Below are 16,813 nucleotides of genomic sequence, written 5' to 3'. Positions count from 1 at the left end.
CTCCGCTCGGCAGCGCGGCCGGCCGGGCCCGTCAGTTGAAGGAGTCGCCGCAGGCGCAGGAGCCCGTCGCGTTGGGATTGTCGATCGTGAAGCCCTGCTTCTCGATGGTGTCGACGAAGTCGATCGAGGCGCCGCCGAGGTACGGGGCGCTCATCCGGTCGGTGACGACCTTCACACCGTCGAAGTCCTTGATCACGTCGCCGTCGAGCGAGCGCTCGTCGAAGAAGAGCTGGTACCGAAGGCCGGAACAGCCACCGGGCTGGACGGCGACCCGAAGCGCCAGATCGTCACGGCCCTCCTGCTCGAGCAGGCTCTTGACCTTCGCCGCGGCGGCGTCGGACAGGATGATGCCCTCGCTCACAGCGGTGTCGTCCGATACGGACATCTGCTTCTCTCCCGGGTTGTTCGGACTGCTCTGCCGCCGACTGCAACCGGCGGCGTCCCGGATTCATTCCAGGGGGACACGTTCTTTTCTACGTCGTTCTCCTCACTCATGCTCGCACACGCCACAAGCGGCCGGGAATGCGTCACATCGACGCGAACGCCATCGTCTAACTGACGTGAAGCGGTTATGATTAATAGCGTCAGTTAGACGAAAAGCCGCTTGCGGCGATGGAGAAAGGGAGGGTGGGTGCTGTGACCGCCCCACTGGACGTACAGCCGACTCCGCTTGCGCTGCTGCTCCTCGGCCGCGAGTCCGACCCGAAGAGCGAGCGCGGCGTCGAGTGCCCCGGGGACCTCCCCGCTCCCTCGGACCCGGATCTGGTCGAGCGTGCGCGCGCGGCGAAGGCGAAGCTCGGGGAGCGCGTCTTCGTACTGGGCCATCACTACCAGCGTGACGAGGTCATCGACTTCGCGGACGTCACCGGGGACTCCTTCAAGCTGGCGCGGGACGCGGCGGCCAGGCCCGAGGCGGAGTACATCGTCTTCTGCGGCGTGCACTTCATGGCCGAGTCGGCCGACATCCTCACCTCCGAGCGGCAGAAGGTCGTCCTTCCCGACCTGGCCGCGGGCTGCTCCATGGCCGACATGGCCACCGCCGAGCAGGTCGCCGAGTGCTGGGACGTGCTCACCGAGGCGGGGGTCGCGGACGTGACGGTGCCCGTCTCGTACATGAACTCCTCGGCCGACATCAAGGCGTTCACCGGCAGGCACGGCGGCACCATCTGCACGTCGTCCAACGCACGGCGGGCCCTGGAGTGGGCCTTCGGGCAGCGGGCGGACGGCGCCGGGCCGCAGGACGGCAAGGTGCTGTTCCTGCCGGACCAGCACCTCGGGCGCAACACCGCCGTGCGGGAGATGGGCATGTCCCTGGAGGACTGCGTCGTCTACAACCCGCACAAGCCGGGCGGCGGGCTGACCGCGCAGCAACTGCGGGACGCGAGGATGATCCTCTGGCGCGGCCACTGCTCGGTGCACGGGCGCTTCTCGCTGGAGTCGGTGCGCGACGTGCGCGAGCGCATCCCGGGCGTCAACGTGCTGGTGCACCCCGAGTGCAAGCACGAGGTCGTCGCCGCGGCCGACCACGTCGGCTCGACGGAGCACATCATCAAGGCGCTCGAGGCCGCGCCGGCCGGTTCGAAGTGGGCCGTCGGCACCGAACTCAACCTGGTGCGGCGGCTCGCCGACCGCTTCGCGGACGAGGACAAGGAGGTCGTCTTCCTCGACCGTACGGTCTGCTTCTGCTCGACGATGAACCGCATCGACCTGCCGCATCTGGTCTGGGCGCTGGAGTCGCTGGTGGACGGCAAGGTCGTCAACAGGATCGAAGTCGACGCGGAGACCGAGAAGTTCGCGAAGCTCGCGCTGGAGCGGATGCTGGCCCTGCCGTAATCTGCGGCCGATGCTGCTGCGACCCGTCCGGGACACCGAGGAGGACGCCGAGTCCGTACGGCGGCTGGCCGAGGCGTCCTTCGCGGCCGCCGACGCCTCCGGTGCCGGGACCGGTGCCGCCGGGACCGGTGCCGCGACCGTCGCGAACCCGCCCGCGGTGCCCCACGATCCGGCCCCCGCGCGCAGCCGTGAGCGGGTCCGGCATCTCGCGCGTACCGATCCGTCCGGCGGCTGGATCGCCACGGACGCGGGCGGGCGTCCCGTCGGTGCCGCGCAGTCGCTGATACGGGAGGGCACCTGGGCGCTGGCGCTGCTGGCAGTGCTGCCCGAGGCCCAGGGCAAGGGGGTCGGCACGGCGCTGCTGGAGCGCACCGTGCAGTACGGCAGGGCCTGTCTGCGCGGCATGGTCTCCTGCACCCCGCACCCGGTGGCCGCGCGCGCGTACCGCAAGGCGGGCTTCGACCTGCATCCGGCGATGCGGCTGAGCGGCACGGTGGACCCGGGGCGGCTCGCGGCGCCCGACGGACCGGTCGTCGTGGGGTCCGCGGCCCAGCGGGACATGATGGACAGCGTCGACCGGCGGCTGCGCGGCGGCGCGCACGGTGTGGACCACGAGTTCCTGGTGCGCCATCACCGGCTGTTCGTCGTCGACGAGTTCACCGGCAGCGGCTACTGCTACCTCCGCGAAGGCGGCCGGGTCGAACTGCTCGCCGCCACCTCCCGCCGGCTGGCCAGCCGCCTGCTGACGGCCGCCCTGCTGAGCCTTCCCGAGGGCACGCGCGCATCGGTGCGCGGGGTGACGGCCGAGCAGCAGTGGGCAGTGGACGTGGGGCTGGCGGCCGGGCTGGAGGTGAGCACGGGCGGCTATGTGTGCCTCCGCGGGATGCGGCCGCCCACGCCCTACATCCCTTCGGGCGGGTTTCTCTGAGGGGCGGGCGGCTTTCGCTGAGGGCGAGGACGCCGCCGGAGGCGGTGGCCCGGGGGTATCCGGGGGCCGGGGAGGAGCGCAAGTCTCAGCCGGAGCCGGGGCGTACGAGCCCGTTCTCGTAGGCGGCGACTACCAGTTGGGCGCGGTCCCGCGCGCCCAGCTTCGACATGGTGCGGTTGACGTGCGTCTTCACGGTGAGCGGGCTGACCGCCAGCCGCTCGGCGATCTCGTCGTTGCTGAGGCCGCCGCCGATCAGGGTCAGGACCTCGCGCTCGCGACTGGTGAGGACGTCGACGGGGCGCGGGGGCACGGAGCCCCCGTCCCGCGGAGCCTCCTCGTCCGCCGAGTCCGGCGCCGGCCGTGGGCCGTCCTGCGCCAGGAAGGACGCGATCAGGCCCTTGGTGGCGGCGGGCGACAGCGGCGGATCGCCCTTGGCGGCCGTACGGATCGCGGTCAGCAGCTCCTCGGGCTCCGCGCCCTTGCCGATGAAGCCGGAGGCCCCGGCGCGCAGGGCCTGCGCCACATAGTCGTCCACCTCGAACGTGGTCAGGATGACGACCCTGACCTCCGACAGGGACGGGTCGGCGCTGATGGCGCGCGTGGCGGCGAGCCCGTCGGTGCCGGGCATGCGGATGTCCATCAGCACGACGTCGGCGCCCTGTTCGCGTACGGCGTCCACGGCTCCGGCGCCGTCGGAGGCCTCGGCGACGACCTCCATGTCCGGCTCGGAGTCCACCAGGACCCTGAAGGCGCTGCGCAGCAGGGCCTGGTCGTCGGCGAGCACCACGCGGATGGTCATGCGGACGCGCCCTCCCCGGCTTGCTCGGCCTCTCCGGCTTGCTCTGTCTCCCCGGCCTCTCCGGTCTCGCGGGCCTCCTCCGCTGCCCTCTGCCGACCGGCCTCCGGAGCCCGGGGTCCCGGCGGGCCGGTCTCCTCGGGGCGTAGTTCCAGCGGCAGCCGTACGTGTACGCGGAAGCCGCCGCCCGGAAGCGGCCCCGTCTCGCACTCGCCGTGCAGCGCGGCGGCACGCTCGCGCATTCCCATCAGCCCGTGCCCGCCGCCCTGTTCGGCCGCCGCGGAGGTACGGGCGGTGTGAGCGGTGAGAGGAGCGGCGGGTTCCGTGGGCGCGGAGGGCCCACGGGCGGAGCCCGTGGCTCCGGCGGGCGGGGTAGTCGGGGCGGTCGGGGCATCGGATCGGGCGGCCCGCTGGGCCGGGCCGCGCGGGCCCGCACGCTCCGCGCCCTCCGCCGTCTCCGCGCTCTCCGGGCTCCGGGGCGTCGCCGCCGTCCCGTCGGCCGCCGCGGGGCCGTCCCCGGCGCCCCCGCCGTCGTCGGTCACCGTGATCTCCAGGGCGTACGGCCGCGTGACGATACGCACCTCGGCGCGTGCGCCCGTACCGACGTGCTTCTGCACGTTCGTCAGGGCCTCCTGGACGACGCGGTAGGCGGTGAGGTCCACGGCGGACGGCAGCCGCCGCTCCGGCCGCTCCCCGCCGGGCCCGCCGGGCCCGCCGCCCCCGGCCCGTGAGGCGCCGAAGGTCCCGTCAGACGTCCCGCCGGAACTCCCGCCGGAGGTCCCGCCGCAGGTCTCCTCGGAGAGCTTGCCGGAGACCTCCTCGGAGATCTCCGAGGTCACTTCCACCGAGACCGAGAGCCCCGCCCTGGTGAACCCCTCCACCAGCTCGTCCAGCACCCCGAGCCCGGGAGCGGGCTCCGTGGGCGCGACGCTCTCTCCGGACTGGCGCAACAGGCCCACGGTGGCCTGGAGTTCGTTTAGCGCGTGCCTGCTCGCTTCCCGTACGTGTGCCAGCGCCTCCTTGGCCTGGTCGGGACGCTGGTCCATGACGTGCGAGGCGACGCCGGCCTGGACGTTGACGAGCGCGATGTGGTGGGCGACCACGTCGTGCAGTTCCCGGGCGATGCGCATGCGCTCCTCGGCGACGCGGCGCCGGGCCTCCTCCTCGCGGGTGCGCTCCGCCCGTTCGGCCCGCTCGCGCATGGCGTCGACGAAGGCGCGCCGGTTGCGTACGGCCTCGCCCGCGGCGGCGGCCAGCCCCGTCCAGGCGAAGATGGCGAGGTTGTCCTGCGCGTACCAGGGGCGGCTGCCGAGCAGCATGCCCGCCGCGGTCAGCACCCCCACCGTCAGGATGCCGACGCGGACGCTGGTGACGCGGTCGGTGCGGTTGGAGACGGTGTACAGCGCGATGATCGCGGCGATGACGATGGGGGCGCGATGGCCCTCCGGGGGATCTCCGGCGCGGGGATCGACGACGAGGCCGACGACGGTGACGAGGCCGGTGATGCACAGCACCGGCATCGGCGCGCGGCGGCGGAGCACCAGCACGGCGCAGGCCAGCGCAGCGAGTACGGCCGTCTCGGGAGGGACGTCCCGGGTGCCGAAGCTGGGGCTCATCTCCTGGGCGGGCGAGGACTCGGCTGCGGCGCCGACCAGGATCGCGACGAAGACGCCCAGTGCGATCAGCGCGTCGACGGCGTAGGGATGGGCGCGCATCCACTGCCGTACATCGGCGAGTGCGCCCGCGCCTGCGCCTGCTGCGGGCTTCGCCGTCGTCTGGGGTGCGTCTGCTTCGTCGGGCACGTCGGAGGGTTCAGGACTCGGGGGGCTCAACGGACTTGTGGCTGCTCGGGGCCGGGGCTCTGGGCCCGGGGGGGCGGAACCGGAGGGGCACGGCGAGCGGCGCCGTACGAGCGGGAGGGACCGGAGGTGCGCGGCAGGTGTGCGGAGGCGGGACGCCGCACCGGACGCCGGCCGCGAGGCCCCGGTGCGGCCCGGATCTCACCCGGGGATGAGGCCGTCTTCCGTGAGCATCTCCCGTACCTCTTCGAGTGACGCGTCGGGCGCGGGCAGGATCAGCTCCGACGGCTCCAGGGCGTCGTCAGGAAGCGAACTGCCCATCGTCCGTACGGCGTTGAGGAGAGCCGTCAGGGTGCGGCGGAAGCCTTCCTCGTCTCCGCTCTCCATCTCGGACAGCAGCTCGTCGTCCAGCTTGTTCAGCTCGGCGAAGTGGCTGTCGTCCAGCTTCACCTGGCCTTCCCCCATGATCCGTACGATCATGTCGCTCTCCTTCTGGCGCGGGGCCGTCAGCTGCTGATCGGTGTCGGTTCCGGTGCCGGTTCCCGTGCCGCTCCGGGTGGGGGTACGGGCGCCGCCGGAGCGGTGGCCGGGGAGGACCGGGCCGCCTCGGGCGCCCGTGCCGCTCCCCCGCGCCGCCCGCGGACCGCTACTTCTCGAACTTCGGTGTGTCCTGGGACTGCTGCTGGCCCTGGCCCTGGGCCTGCTCGGTGCCGTTGCCGCCCTCGATGGCCTGCCGTCCGCCGCTGTCCGAGCCGCCGGCCAGCTCGGCCTTCATCCGCTGAAGCTCCAGCTCCACGTCCGAACCGCCGGAGAGCCGGTCCAGCTCCGCGGTGATGTCGTCCTTGGAGGTGCCGGACACGTCGTCGAGCGCGCCGGAGGCGAGCAGCTCGTCGATGGCCCCGGAGCGGGCCTGGAGCTCCGCGGTCTTGTCCTCCGCGCGCTGGACCGCCATGCCGACGTCGCCCATCTCCTCCGAGATGCCGGAGAAGGCCTCGCCGATGCGGGTCTGCGCCTGGGCGGCGGTGTAGGTGGCCTTGATGGTCTCCTTCTTCGTACGGAAGGCGTCCACCTTCGCCTGGAGCCGCTGCGAGGCGAGAGTCAGCTTCTCCTCCTCGCCCTGGAGCGTCTGGTGCTGCGACTCCAGGTCGGTGACCTGCTGCTGGAGCGCGGCACGTCGGGAGAGGGCCTCGCGGGCGAGATCCTCGCGGCCGAGCGCGAGGGCCTTCTTGCCCTGCTCCTCCAGCTTGGAGGACTGGCCCTGGAGCTGGCTCATCTGGAGCTCCAGGCGCTTGCGGGACGTCGCGACGTCGGCGACTCCGCGGCGCACCTTCTGTAGCAGCTCCAGCTGCTTCTGGTACGAGTAATCGAGCGTCTCGCGCGGGTCCTCGGCCCGGTCCAGGGCCTTGTTGGCCTTCGCGCGGAAGATCATCCCCATACGCTTCATGACACCGCTCATGGGCCTCGCGCGCCCCCTTCGTAACGGACTGAGCCTCAGCAGCACACCTACAAGACCCAAGACTACGGGCCCTGGTTCCATTACCGCACTGTTCGGCGGCGGATGCGCTCCTCCTGAAGGACGATCGCGCTCCGTGGCCTCCGGCGCAGGGAGTACGCGGGGACCGGCCGGGAACCGCCGGTGCGGGCGGCGGCACGGGCCCTCCTGCGGGCGCCGGACCAGGCACGACACCGGTGGAGTCCACGGGACCCGGGCGGCCGGGACCGTATGGAATCCGAACGGGAACGGGCCCCGAAGCGGCCCCGCACCGCCCCCCGCGGCGTTGCGAGATCGTTCCCAGCCGGGCCTGGGGAGAGTCCCGCGCGGCACCGTAGGCTTGAGCCGTGTTCCGAAGCCGTTCGAAGGACGGGCAGGCCGCTCCCGCCGACAAGGTGACCGCCGCCGAGCCCCAGCAGACCCGTGATCCGCAGGCCCCGAAGGGCAGGCCCACGCCCAAGCGCAGCGAGGCGCAGTCGCAGCGCCGCACGCTCGCCAAGGCGCCGGCCAACCGCAAGGAGGCCGCCAAGCGGCAGCGCGAGGCGCGCCGCAGCGACATGGCGCGGCAGCGTCAGGCGCTGGCCAGTGGGGACGAGCGTTATCTGCCCGCGCGCGACAAGGGCCCCGTGCGGCGCTTCACCCGCGACTACGTCGACTCGCGCTGGTCCGTCGCGGAGTTCTTCCTGCCCGCGGCGGTGATCATCCTGGTGCTGAGCATGATGCCGTCGGTCCAGCTGAAGAACATCTCGCTGCTGCTCTGGCTCCTCGTGATCGTGATGATCGTGCTGGACTCCATCGGCCTGGGCTTCCGGCTCCGCAGGGACCTCCAGTCGCGCTTCCCCGACGAGAACAGGCGAGGCGCTCTCGCCTACGGACTGATGCGTACGCTCCAGCTGCGCAGGATGCGCCTGCCCAAGCCGCAGGTCGCGCGCGGCGAGAGGCCCTGAACGGGCCGGGGGCGGGGTCCGCGGGAAGCTCGCAGCCGGCCCGGACTCCGGGCCGTGCGACCGTGCCCGGACCGGCCGGGCCGGGACTGCCCGCACATTCCGTGGATTCGCCGTGGATCCGCCCGTGGACCTGAGTGACCCCGGGCGGCTCGGGCAGCGGCTGCTCGCCCGTCAGCTCGACGAACAGACATCGGCCTGCTTCGAGGAGGGGCGGCGGCTCCGCGTGCTCGACGCGGGGCTCGGGCGCGGCGTGCAGGCCCTGCGGCTGGCACGCGCGGGCCACCGCGTCACCGGGCTGCACTCCGATCCCGACCTGCGCGCGCTCTTCGAGAAGGACCTCGCAGAGGAACCCGAGGAGATACGCGGACGCATACATGTCGTCTCCGGCGGCAGCGAGGACACGGGCGCCCACTTCCTGCCCGGCACCTTCGACGTCGTGCTCTGCCACAGCGGGCTCACCCGGGCCCGCGACCCCGGCACCGTACTGCCGGGTCTCGCCCGCGTACTGGACCGCGGCGGGCTGCTCTCACTGCTGATACGGAACGACGCGGCACTGGCGATGCACCCCGGCCGCAGCGGCGACTGGGACGCCGCCATGGCCGCGCTGGACTTCTCCGTACGCACGGGAAGCGCGGGCGGCTCGCTGCGGCTGGAGACGCTGACCAGGAGCTTCGCGGGCATCGGCACACCGCTGCGGCAGTGGTACGGGGTCGGGATATTCGGCGGCGAGGATCTCCCCGCGGAGGAGGAGAAGGCGGAGCGGATGCTCGCCGCGGAGGAGCGGGCGGGGCGGGAGGAGCCGTACCGGTCGGTGGGGGCGATGCTGCACGTCTGCGGCGTACGGGCCTGACGGTCCGCCGCTGCGGGGGCGCGGACCGGACCTCCCCGCCCGCGCGACCCCGCGGGACCCGGGCGCCGCCTAGACGTTCTCCCCCTCATAGCTCTCGGGTGCGTGCAGGCTCATCGGCCCGTACACCTTGCTGCCGTCGTCCAGCAGCGTCACCTGGTCGGTGCCGCCGTCCAGCAGCTCCTTCCAGACCTCGCCGATCCAGGACTCGGCGTCGCCCTGCGTGGGGAACTCCTCGGGCGCCACGGCAGGTTCGGTCTCCGAGCCGTCGGCCTTCTCGAACCGCCACGTCCACGCCATGTATGCCTCCAGAGATCGACAGTTGCTGCCCGCAGACTAATCCCGGGTGATCCTGAGTGGGCGGGCGCCGACCGCTCACGAGACGATCGGGGTGTGGAACTCACACTCCTCGGCACAGGCGCCCCCACCGGACTCCCCCGTCCCGACTGCCCCTGTGCCGTGTGCGCCGCCTGTGTCACGGGCCGTACGAACGCGCGCGCCGCCACCGCCGTCCTCGTCGACAGCACCGTGCTGCTGGATCTCACTCCCGGTCCCGCGTTCGCCGCCGCCCGCGCGGGGCGTTCGCTGCACGGCGTACGGCAGGTGCTGCTCTCGCACCCGCACGACGGGCCCGCCATGGAGCTTCCAGCGGGGCTGCCGGCACCGCTCCGGGTCTCCGAGCGGCAGGATCTCGCGCTGATCAGCGGTCACCGCATACGCGCCGTCGCCCTCGACTCACCGGGCACCGGCTATCAAGTGACCGGGCCGGGCGGCGAGCGGCTTCTCTACCTGCCGCCCGGGGCCGCGCCCGCGGGCCTGGAAGAGGTGCGGGATACGCCCTCCGCTTCCGGCTCCGGGCCGGGATCCGGTCCTGGATCCGGTCCGGGATCCGTATCCGGGACCGGATCCGGTGCGGGGCCCGGTTCTGGTTCCGTATCCGGTGCGGGATCCGGTTCCGTGTCCGGGCCGGTCTCCGGCGACTACGGGGCGAACGGGCCGTACGACATGGTGCTCCTCGACGTGCTCGGCCGCCCCGAGGCGCTCGCCCGCCTCCGTGCCGCCGGAGCGGTCGGCCCCGCGACCGACGTCGTCGCCGTACACATCGACCACGACGTGCCGCCCGGCCCCGAGCTGCACCGGCGGCTCGCCGCGGCGGGAGCGCACACGGAGCCCGACGGTACGACCCTCGCCGTCGGCGACTATCCGGACGTCCCGGAGATCCCCCGGCGCACTCTCGTGCTCGGCGGAGCGCGTTCCGGCAAGTCGGCGGAGGCGGAGCAGCGGCTGGCGACCTTCCCGGGCGTCGTCTACGTGGCCACGAGCGGAAGCCGCGAGGGCGACCCGGAGTGGGCGGCGCGCGTCGGCGCGCACAAGGAGCGGCGCCCGGCGTCGTGGCGTACGGAAGAGACCTGCGACCTGGTCCCGCTGCTGGAGGCGCCGGGCCCGCCGCTGCTCATCGACTGCCTCGCGCTGTGGCTGACGGACGCGATGGACTCCGTCGGGGCCTGGGACGGCTCACGATGGGCCTCGGTCGGCGCGCGGATGCTGCGGGAGCGGGTCTCGGCGCTGGTGGACGCGCTGCGCCGTACCCGGCGCACCGTGGTGGCGGTGAGCAACGAGGTCGGCTCGGGCATCGTCCCGGAGACCGCGTCGGGCCGCCGCTTCCGCGACGAACTGGGCCGTCTGAACGCGGAGTTCGCGGCCGAGTGCGAGCACGTGCTGCTGGTCACGGCCGGTGTCGCGCAGCCGCTGCGGGGGTGACGCGGAGCGTCCGTCGCGGCGGCCGGAGCCGTAGGGCGCCGCAGCGCGCGGGACCTCGCAGCAGGGCCCGCCGTATGCCGCGTACTCGTCCCGTACGCTTCGCCAACATGACTGACCGCACCCTGGACCTGGACGACTTCTCCGACCTCATCGAGCGCCCGCACGGCGGTCTGCGCCGGGACGCCGAGGAGCGGAGGGCGCGGACCGGCCTGCCGCCGGAAGCGCTGGGCAGGCTCGACGAGTTGGGCGAGTGGCTGACGGCGGCTCAGGGGCGGCTGCCCGTCGCACCGGTACGGCAGCCCCGGCTCGTCGTCTTCGCGGGCGACCACGGGGTGGCCTCGCTGGAGGTCTCCGCCCGCCCGGCGGGCACCGCGCACACGCTCGTACGGGAGACGCTGGAGGGCACCACACCTGCGGCGATCCTCGCGCGCCGTCTCCAAGTCCCGGTCAGGGTCGTGGACATGGGGCTCGACTGCGATCCGTCGGAGTTCCCGGACGAGTTGACGCGGCACCGCGTGCGGCGCTCCTCGGGCCGCCTCGACAGGGAGGACTCGCTGACGGCGGAGGAGGCGGAAGCGGCGTTCCGCGCGGGCATGGCCGTCGCGGACGAGGAGGCCGACGCAGGCACCGACCTCGTCGTACTGGGCGATCTGTCCGTCGGCGGCACCACCGCGGCGGGCACGCTGATCGCCGCGCTGTGCGGCACCGACGCCTCGGTGGTCACCGGCAGGGGCGGCGGCGAGATCGACGACCTGACGTGGATGCGCAAGTGCGCGGCGATCAGGGACGGGCTGCGCCGCGCCCGTGCCGCGCTGGGCGATCAGCTGGAGCTGCTGGCGGCGGTGGGGGGCGCGGACCTCACGGCGGCGACCGGGTTCCTGCTCCAGTCCGCGGTGCGGCGTACGCCCGTGATCCTCGACGGCGTCGTCTCGGCGGCGTGCGCGCTCGTCGCGCAGCGGGTCGCCTTCCGTGCGCCCGACTGGTGGGTGGCCGGGCACGCGGGCAGCGAGCCCGCGCAGGCCAAGGCGCTCGACCGCATGTCGCTCGACCCGCTGCTGGAGCAGCGCGTCGAGGTCGGCGGCGGTACGGGAGCACTGCTCGCCCTGCCGCTGGTGCAGGCGGCGGCGGAGCTCGCGGCGGAGCTGCCCGTACGGGAGGACGAGGCGGCGGACGGCGAGAGCGGCGAGGACGAGGACGGTTCCGGCGGCGAGGACGGGGCGGCCAACTCGCCCGCGCTTGACGCGACTTGATACCCGGCCATGCGGGTGCGGGTGCCGGTGCCCGGGGCGGGATCGCCGCCACCGCCGGTCCGCCCGTTTCCGTGTTTCCGTGCCTCGCTGTTTCCGTGCCTCGCTTTCACCGCGCGGCCAGGCAGTTCGCAGCGGGCGGCGCACGGCCGGTGCCGGTGCGGAGCGTGAAGCGCTAGCCTGCGCCCCGATGAACTCCACTCCACCGGAAGGGCCCCGACAGCCCGACGGCCCCGACGAGTCCGGCCGGGCCGCGGGGCCGGCGCGTTCGCACCGCGAGACCGAGGGCACGCGGGACGCGGCGCCGCGCGGGTCGCGCGGTCCGCGTGGGTCGGGCGAGTTGGGCGACTCCAGTGGCTCGGGCGAGGAGCCCGGGCCCAAGGAGTTCGGAGCATCCACGTCCGGCCCGTCCGCCAAGGCCGACACCGACGAATCCGGCGAGCCGTCCGGCACCGCCGAGCCCGCCGACACGGCCGAGTCCTCCGAGTCTGCCAAGTCCTCCGAGTCCTCCGAGTCCTCGAAGTCCTCGAAGTCCTCGAAGTCTTCGAAAACCCCCAACTCCCCCGGGTCCAACGGCTCTTCGGCCGAGGACGGCATCCGGTTCGCGCTCGGCACGCTCACCGTCCTCCCCGTCGACGTCCCGCGCTGGGACCGCGAGTCCGCCCGCCGCGGCATGGAGTGGGCCCCCCTGGCGGGCCTGCTCGTCGGGCTGGCGGCCGCCGCCGCGGGCCTGCTGGCGCTGCTGCTCGGCACGTCCGCGCTGCTCGCCGCGGTCGTCTCGGTGGCCGTGCCCGCCGTGCTGACGCGGGCGCTGCACCTGGACGGTCTCGCCGACGTCGCCGACGGTCTGGGCAGCGCCAAGCCGGCCGGCGAGGCCCTGCGGATCATGAAGCGGTCGGACATCGGCCCGTTCGGCGTGCTCACGCTCGTACTGACGCTCCTGGCGCAGGTCGCCGTCGTCAACGAGCTGTACAGCGAAGGGGGTTGGCCGCACGGCGCGCTCGCCGTCGTCGTCGCCGCCGTCACCGCGCGTACGGCGATCACGCTCGCGGCGCGCTCGGACGTCGCGGCCGCCCGCACCGAGGGGCTGGGCGCCCTGGTCGCGGGCACGGTTCCCGTACGTACGGCGGCGATCGTCGCCGCCGGTGTCGCCGTGGTGAGCGCGCTCGCCGGGGCGCTCGTCAACTGGTGGAACCCGGTCTTCGGCGCCGTCTCGTACCTCTTCGCCGTGGTGCTCGGACTCGCCGCCGCCGAACTGCTGTCGCAGCACTGCCGCCGCCGCTTCGGCGGCGTCACCGGTGACGTCTTCGGCGCGCTCGCGGAGTGCGCGGCGACCGCGGCCCTGGTGGTGCTGGCCTTCGGCTGAGGCCAAGTCCGCTACGGGACCCCTCCGCGCGGGCCGCTCCCCCGCCGCGTCCACGCCCCGCGGCACCCCGTCGCGCGCCGTCCCGCCGCGTCATCGCCCGTGCCCCGGCCCGGCGTTGGGGGGCGGCGGTGAGCGTATGGTCTCCGCATACCACGTTCTGCGCGGGCATACGATGCCCGATGTGCCGGAAGCCGCTCACCCGAATCCGGCGGTCCGCGTTCCGGTGTCCGAATAGGAAGAAGGTCCCTCTCACCGTGTCTGCTCTGACTCTCAGCACCTCGTCCGCCACGGCCCAGCGCGCGGACGTCGTCGTGATCGGCGTCGCCAAGGGCGCCAAGGGCCCCGTGGTCGCTCCCGGCGGCGAAGCCGTGGACAAGGCGTACGGCGGGAAGCTGGCCGCGACCCTTGACGCGCTCGGCGCGGGCGGCAGCGAGGGCGAGACCACGAAGATCCCGGCGCCGTCCGCCGGGATCAAGGCGCCGGTGGTGCTGGTCGTGGGCCTGGGCGAGGCACCCGGGAAGCACGAGTCCTACGACACGGAGACGCTGCGCCGCGCCGCGGGCACCGCCGCCCGCGCGCTGGCCGGCACGAAGAAGGCCGCGTTCGCGCTGCCGGTCGACGACGCGACGGCGGTGGCGGCCGTGACGGAGGGGGCGCTGCTCGGCGCGTACTCCTTCACCTCGTACCGCAGTTCCGAGGAGGACGGCGTCGGCACCGGCGGCGGCAGGAAGACCGCTAAGCGCGGCGGCAAGGACGCGGACAAGTCCAAGGCGAAGGACGGCTCGCGGGCGCCGCTCGCCGAGGTCACGGTCGTCGGCGCGAAGCCGCGGGACAAGGAGCACAAGGCCGCGGCGGACCGTGCCGAGGTCCTCGCCGCCGAGGTCGCACGCGCCCGCGACCTGATCAACACCCCTTCCAACGACCTGACTCCGGCCGTCTTCGCCGACCGCGCGCGCGACGCCGCGAAGCAGCACAGCCTGGACATCGAGGTCTTGGACGAGGCTGCGCTCGCCAAGGGCGGCTACGGCGGCATCCTCGGCGTCGGCCAGGGCTCGGAGAACCCGCCCCGGCTGGTGCGGATCGCGCACACTCACCCCAAGGCGAAGAAGACCGTCGCGCTCGTCGGCAAGGGCATCACGTACGACTCGGGCGGCATCTCGCTGAAGCCCGTGGGCCACAACGAGACGATGAAGTGCGACATGAGCGGTGCCGCCGCCGTGCTGGCCGCGGTCGTCTCGGCCGGCCGTCTCGGTCTGCGGGTCAACGTGACGGGCTGGCTGGCCCTCGCGGAGAACATGCCCTCCGGGAAGGCCACACGTCCGGGTGACGTGCTCAGCATGTACAGCGGCAAGACCGTCGAGGTCCTCAACACCGACGCCGAGGGGCGGCTGGTGCTCGCGGACGCCCTGACCCGCGCGGGCGAGGAGTCCCCCGACGCGATCGTCGACGTGGCCACCCTCACCGGCGCGATGGTGCTGGCGCTCGGGAACCGCACCTTCGGAGTCCTCAGCAACGACGACGACTTCCGTACGACCGTGCACGAACTGGCCGAGGAGGCGGGCGAGGCGTCCTGGCCGATGCCCATGCCGACGCATCTGCGCAAGGGCATGGATTCGCCCGTCGCCGACATCTCCAACATCGGCGAGCGGCCGGGCGGCGGGCTCGTGGCGGGCCTGTTCCTCAAGGAGTTCGTCGACGATGACGTTCTCTGGGCGCATCTCGACATCGCGGGACCGGCGTTCAACGAGTCGGGTCCCTTCGGCTACACCCCCAAGGGCGGCACCGGCTCCGGGGTGCGCACCCTGGTGCGTCTCGCGGAGCGCGCGGCGGCGGGCGAGCTTCCCTGAGCACTCAGCGTTCCTGAGCACTCAGCGTTCCTGATCCGCCCGCTTCCCTGACCGATCCGCATTCCTGAGCCGCCCGCGACCCCGGGCCCCCGCGTCCGGGCGGCTCGGGAGCTCCGGGCCCGGGCGCTCCGGGCGCTCCGCGCGGGCCCGGCCGGGCCCGCGCACGCGTCGTCGCACCGCACGGCGCCGCCCCGTGAGCAGCGTCACACTTTCCGTCCCTCATGAGAGGTACGTCAGCCAGTCTCCCGACGGTACGGCCGAGTTCACCGAAAGCGATCGTGGCCGTACCGCCGGGTACTCGGCCCCGCGTCCCGCTGTCCGCCGACAAGTGCGAAGATGGGTCCCCGGCAGGACAGGGCCCCAGCACGGCTTCACCGAGCCGAGTCCAGGGCCAGCAGAACAGCGGCCGCAACACAGCCGCCCGGTCTTACAGCAGACCGGCACCGGCGTACCCATGCATGGAGGACGTGACGTGGCGAACGACGCCAGCACCGTTTTCGACCTAGTGATCCTCGGCGGCGGTAGCGGCGGGTATGCCGCTGCCCTGCGCGGGGCGCAGCTGGGTCTGGACGTCGCCCTGATCGAGAAGGACAAGCTGGGCGGCACCTGTCTGCACCGGGGCTGCATCCCCACCAAGGCTCTGCTGCACGCCGGCGAGCTGGCCGACCAGGCCCGCGAGGGCGAGAAGTTCGGCGTGAAGAGCACCTTCGAGGGCATCGACATGGCCGGGGTGCACAAGTACAAGGACGGCGTGGTCTCGGGGCTGTACAAGGGGCTTCAGGGTCTCGTCGCCTCGCGCAAGATCACGTACGTCGAGGGCGAGGGCCGGCTGTCCTCCCCCACCTCCGTCGACGTCAACGGCCAGCGCTACGAGGGCCGGCACATCCTGCTCGCCACGGGCTCGGTGCCCAAGACGCTGCCCGGCCTGGAGATCGACGGGAACCGCATCATCTCCTCCGACCACGGTCTCGTCCTGGACCGGGTCCCGAAGTCCGCCATCATCCTGGGCGGCGGCGTCATCGGCGTCGAATTCGCCTCCGCCTGGAAGTCGTTCGGCACGGACGTCACCATCGTCGAGGGCCTTCCGCACCTCGTCCCTGCCGAGGACGAGAACAGCTCGAAGCTGCTGGAGCGCGCCTTCCGCAAGCGCGGCATCGGCTTCTCGTTGGGCTCCTTCTTCGAGAAGGCCGAGTACACCAACGACAGCGTCAAGGTCACCCTCGCCAACGGCAAGGAGTACGAGGCGGAGGTGCTGCTCGTCGCCATCGGCCGCGGCCCCGTCTCCCAGGGCCTCGGTTACGAGGAGGCCGGCGTCGCCATGGACCGCGGCTTCGTCCTCGCCGACGAGTACTGCCGTACGAACGTGCCGACGATCTCCGCGGTCGGCGACCTCATCCCCACGCTCCAGCTCGCACACGTCGGCTTCGCCGAGGGCATCCTCGTCGCGGAGCGGCTCGCCGGGCTGAACCCGGTCCCGGTGGACTACGACGGCGTGCCGCGCGTGACGTACTGCCACCCGGAGGTCGCCTCCGTCGGCGTCACCGAGGAGCAGGCCAAGGAGGTCTACGGGGCCGACAAGGTCGTCACCCTCAAGTACAACCTGGCCGGCAACGGCAGGAGCAAGATCCTCAACACCACGGGCGAGATCAAGCTGGTCCAGGTCCGCGATGGTGCCGTGGTCGGCGTCCACATGGTCGGTGACCGGATGGGCGAGCAGGTGGGCGAGGCTCAGCTCATCTACAACTGGGAAGCGCTGCCGGCCGAGGTCGCGCAGCTCATCCACGCACACCCGACGCAGAGCGAGGCGCTCGGCGAGGCCCACTTGGCCCTCGCGGGCAAGCCGCTGCATTCCCACGACTGACCTTGGGGCCTCCCCGCGACGGCGCCGCAGCCGGGGTCACCACCCGCGGCGCCCCAGGGGAAGAGTCCGGGCGCTACCCGCATCCGCAC

General features: G+C 73.0%; 15 protein-coding genes. 9 read left to right on the top strand and 6 right to left on the bottom strand.

The genetic code is table 11. From position 1 onward, the window contains the following. Nucleotides 1-31: 31 nt before the first annotated feature. Entirely contained in the window at nt 32-385 is a 354-nt protein-coding gene (locus HCC61_RS17765) for an iron-sulfur cluster assembly accessory protein (protein ID WP_169136476.1), read from the bottom strand. A gap of 251 nt (nt 386-636) precedes the next feature. Here HCC61_RS17765 and nadA point away from each other — a divergent pair, with 251 nt between their 5' ends. Beyond that, a complete protein-coding gene (gene nadA / locus HCC61_RS17760) occupies nt 637-1,833 on the top strand; it encodes a quinolinate synthase NadA (RefSeq protein ID WP_346777259.1) in 1,197 nt (398 codons plus the stop codon). A 10-nt stretch (nt 1,834-1,843) separates the two neighbouring features. Continuing rightward, nucleotides 1,844-2,761, top strand: coding sequence for a GNAT family N-acetyltransferase (locus HCC61_RS17755; protein WP_169136474.1), 918 nt, complete (start codon nt 1,844-1,846; stop codon nt 2,759-2,761). A gap of 85 nt (nt 2,762-2,846) precedes the next feature. Here HCC61_RS17755 and HCC61_RS17750 read toward each other — a convergent pair whose 3' ends face one another. From HCC61_RS17750 to HCC61_RS17735, 4 genes are all read right to left on the bottom strand, one after another. Beyond that, a complete protein-coding gene (locus HCC61_RS17750) occupies nt 2,847-3,560 on the bottom strand; it encodes a response regulator transcription factor (protein ID WP_169136473.1) in 714 nt (237 codons plus the stop codon). Continuing rightward, nucleotides 3,557-5,359 (bottom strand): histidine kinase, encoded by a 1,803-nt coding sequence (locus HCC61_RS17745; RefSeq protein ID WP_346777258.1) that lies wholly within the window; start codon nt 5,357-5,359, stop codon nt 3,557-3,559. The genes HCC61_RS17750 and HCC61_RS17745 overlap by 4 nt, the downstream gene beginning before the upstream one ends. A gap of 198 nt (nt 5,360-5,557) precedes the next feature. Beyond that, entirely contained in the window at nt 5,558-5,836 is a 279-nt protein-coding gene (locus tag HCC61_RS17740) for a hypothetical protein (protein ID WP_169136472.1), read from the bottom strand. A gap of 166 nt (nt 5,837-6,002) precedes the next feature. After that, entirely contained in the window at nt 6,003-6,893 is an 891-nt protein-coding gene (locus HCC61_RS17735) for a PspA/IM30 family protein (RefSeq protein ID WP_169136471.1), read from the bottom strand. 302 nt (nt 6,894-7,195) lie between these two features. On the opposite strand from HCC61_RS17735, the gene HCC61_RS17730 reads away from it, so the two are divergent. Together HCC61_RS17730 and HCC61_RS17725 are read left to right on the top strand one after the other, a co-directional pair. After that, nucleotides 7,196-7,795: a DUF3043 domain-containing protein gene (locus tag HCC61_RS17730; protein WP_169136470.1), complete on the top strand. Its 600-nt coding sequence runs from the start codon at nt 7,196-7,198 to the stop codon at nt 7,793-7,795. A gap of 124 nt (nt 7,796-7,919) precedes the next feature. Further along, nucleotides 7,920-8,645 carry a methyltransferase domain-containing protein gene (locus HCC61_RS17725; RefSeq protein WP_346777257.1) on the top strand — a complete coding sequence of 242 codons (726 nt, stop codon included), beginning with the start codon at nt 7,920-7,922 and terminating at the stop codon, nt 8,643-8,645. A gap of 69 nt (nt 8,646-8,714) precedes the next feature. Here the strand turns inward: HCC61_RS17725 and HCC61_RS17720 are convergent, their stop codons facing one another. Continuing rightward, nucleotides 8,715-8,942, bottom strand: coding sequence for a hypothetical protein (locus tag HCC61_RS17720; RefSeq protein ID WP_169136469.1), 228 nt, complete (start codon nt 8,940-8,942; stop codon nt 8,715-8,717). 93 nt (nt 8,943-9,035) lie between these two features. Here HCC61_RS17720 and HCC61_RS17715 point away from each other — a divergent pair, with 93 nt between their 5' ends. From HCC61_RS17715 to lpdA, 5 genes are all read left to right on the top strand, one after another. Next, a complete protein-coding gene (locus tag HCC61_RS17715) occupies nt 9,036-10,403 on the top strand; it encodes a bifunctional adenosylcobinamide kinase/adenosylcobinamide-phosphate guanylyltransferase (RefSeq protein ID WP_346777256.1) in 1,368 nt (455 codons plus the stop codon). Nucleotides 10,404-10,510: 107 nt separating this feature from the next. After that, complete coding sequence (locus HCC61_RS17710) at nt 10,511-11,653, top strand: nicotinate-nucleotide--dimethylbenzimidazole phosphoribosyltransferase (protein ID WP_169136468.1); 1,143 nt, start codon at nt 10,511-10,513, stop codon at nt 11,651-11,653. 592 nt (nt 11,654-12,245) lie between these two features. Continuing rightward, on the top strand, nt 12,246-13,016 hold the full coding sequence (locus tag HCC61_RS17705) for an adenosylcobinamide-GDP ribazoletransferase (RefSeq protein WP_346777278.1): 771 nt from the start codon (nt 12,246-12,248) through the stop codon (nt 13,014-13,016). A gap of 254 nt (nt 13,017-13,270) precedes the next feature. Further along, complete coding sequence (locus tag HCC61_RS17700) at nt 13,271-14,863, top strand: leucyl aminopeptidase (RefSeq protein ID WP_169136466.1); 1,593 nt, start codon at nt 13,271-13,273, stop codon at nt 14,861-14,863. A 472-nt stretch (nt 14,864-15,335) separates the two neighbouring features. Next, entirely contained in the window at nt 15,336-16,724 is a 1,389-nt protein-coding gene (gene lpdA / locus HCC61_RS17695) for a dihydrolipoyl dehydrogenase (protein ID WP_169136465.1), read from the top strand. The last annotated feature ends 89 nt before the right edge of the window (nt 16,725-16,813 follow it).

The organism is Streptomyces sp. HNM0575 (assembly GCF_012726265.1).
GTDB lineage: Bacteria > Actinomycetota > Actinomycetes > Streptomycetales > Streptomycetaceae > Streptomyces.
The sequence above is the reverse complement of the archived record's forward strand: the minus strand, read 5'-3'. Positions and strand labels throughout refer to the sequence as shown.

Bases quoted from the DNA above. Each gene is read 5' to 3' on its own strand.
- HCC61_RS17765 (WP_169136476.1), bottom strand. From the start codon at position 385: ATGTCCGTATCGGACGACACCGCTGTGAGCGAGGGCATCATCCTGTCC.
- HCC61_RS17755 (WP_169136474.1), top strand. From the start codon at position 1,844: ATGCTGCTGCGACCCGTCCGGGACACCGAGGAGGACGCCGAGTCCGTA.
- HCC61_RS17750 (WP_169136473.1), bottom strand. From the start codon at position 3,560: ATGACCATCCGCGTGGTGCTCGCCGACGACCAGGCCCTGCTGCGCAGC.
- HCC61_RS17740 (WP_169136472.1), bottom strand. From the start codon at position 5,836: ATGATCGTACGGATCATGGGGGAAGGCCAGGTGAAGCTGGACGACAGC.
- HCC61_RS17735 (WP_169136471.1), bottom strand. From the start codon at position 6,893: ATGGAACCAGGGCCCGTAGTCTTGGGTCTTGTAGGTGTGCTGCTGAGG.
- HCC61_RS17720 (WP_169136469.1), bottom strand. From the start codon at position 8,942: ATGGCGTGGACGTGGCGGTTCGAGAAGGCCGACGGCTCGGAGACCGAA.
- HCC61_RS17710 (WP_169136468.1), top strand. From the start codon at position 10,511: ATGACTGACCGCACCCTGGACCTGGACGACTTCTCCGACCTCATCGAG.